Here is a 1,727-nt window from a genome sequence, read left to right on the forward strand (position 1 = left end):
AACTGGTATATTTACCGAAGAACTATCCGTATCAGTCATTACGGCTTATAAATAACTAAGAGTAATTCGGTCATTAAACTATCGAGGAACGATAGCTCAATGAACACTAAGAAACGGCAGCCGACATAATGGCTGCCGTTTTCTCAAATTAATATTGGGAGTGATGAATTTTGAAAAAGTTCATTCTTGGTCTAACCTGCGGCATTGCTTTAACTGCGACGACAGCAGTGTATGCTTCAGACACTATTCAAGCCGTGAGAAAGGTTATTCTTAATGGTCAATTGCTCAATACCAAAGTTGAAGTATCTGATGATGGGACGACAATGACTTCAATGAGAACTCTTGCTGAGGCACTTGGGGCAAAAGTGAGTTGGAACGAACAATTAAATACGGTCGAAATAGAAAATCAATATCCTTATTTTGTATCATCACTTCTCCATGGGAAATATAGCTTTATGTATGAGATTTTAGCTGATAACATAATAAATAATCCTGATACGACAGTGGTCTTTTCGGAGGGATATAAAGATATACCTGATAACACTGATTTTCAAAAACTTTTCTTATTACTGCTTATCGAACAAATTGGTGATTTAAAAACCAAGAAAATTGAATTTTGGTCTAATAAAGAACATGCCCTTGCTTATGTATCTGGGAACTATAAGGAAGATGGAATAGAAGGTTGGTCAGGTATGAACTCACGGTTTGGTTTGTTAATTAGAGATGATGAAAAAGTGTCTCTTTCACATATTTTGAGTGTACATGAACGTGACGTAATTTCTTTTGGTAAAGAATAAATGAGCCAGAAAAAAAACATGAATTTCATTCAACTAACTGGGAACTATAGCATAATAAACAACCTGAGACGCGGCTGCCGGCATGGATCGGCAGCCGCGTTGTGCTAACTGGCAGTTTTTACCTTAAGAAATGATCGTCGAAAACGGAATCCAGAGGCTAATGGCAAGCAGAAGCCAGCGAACCACGTTTTCCCCAAGGGAGCCTGTATCGATCGCCATAAACTTCGGGAGCAAGCGGATATGCAGTTTGAGCGGCCAGAATAGTTCGACGCCTCTGTGATTGAGCAGATCAATGAGCGGGTGCGAGACGTATGCGACGACAAACGTCAAGAAAAACAATGCAGGCAAAGGAATCGTCACAAACATCAATACCAGTATAAAGAGAATGGAATGGGTTATTGACCGGTGGCGAACCTTTATAATCTTTAATAGAGCCGATATAGGATAGAGAACCTTTGCCATAGTGGAGCCTTGCTTATCGACGTCAGCCAGCGTACCGGCTAAACAGCCAAGCAGCAGAGCGCCGACAGCCTCCCACGATAGAAACGGTACATCCTGATGAACGAGTACAAGCTCGGCGGCTACTAATCCGGCGACGCTATGAGTTTTTTGCAGCATGATAACGCTCCTGTACGACATATTCTTATTTCAACCATATGGCGTTATCCGGAAAATGGTCCGTAGCTTTGAAAAACAAGCTAATAAAATGTGGAGAGGTATTATGTTCTTAGAAAAAAGAAGCTCTAAAATGATATTATTCTACGTTCATTAATCTAACAGATAACTATAGCTCAACAAGAACGCGGCTTCCGGCACGGATCGGCAGTCGTGTTGTGCTAAACATTCCTGTTAAGGCTAAGAAATGGCCTTTGTCAAAAAAGGAGCGCCTCGGTATGATGGGTTTGTCCCGGGTTTAAAACCCAACACCAT

At 41.0% G+C, this 1,727-nt stretch carries 2 protein-coding genes; one reads left to right on the plus strand and one right to left on the minus strand.

Features of this window, described 5'->3' with window-relative positions; translation table 11 throughout:
• The first annotated feature begins 170 nt into the window (after positions 1-170).
• Positions 171-797: a stalk domain-containing protein gene (locus BM210_RS34150; RefSeq protein WP_177238186.1), complete on the plus strand. Its 627-nt coding sequence runs from the start codon at positions 171-173 to the stop codon at positions 795-797.
• A gap of 123 nt (positions 798-920) precedes the next feature.
• On the opposite strand, the gene BM210_RS34155 is transcribed toward BM210_RS34150, so the two are convergent.
• Complete coding sequence (locus BM210_RS34155) at positions 921-1,415, minus strand: metal-dependent hydrolase (RefSeq protein ID WP_091177112.1); 495 nt, start codon at positions 1,413-1,415, stop codon at positions 921-923.
• Positions 1,416-1,727: the final 312 nt, after the last annotated feature.

The organism is Paenibacillus sp. 1_12, from assembly GCF_900114475.1.
Taxonomy (GTDB): domain Bacteria; phylum Bacillota; class Bacilli; order Paenibacillales; family NBRC-103111; genus Paenibacillus_S.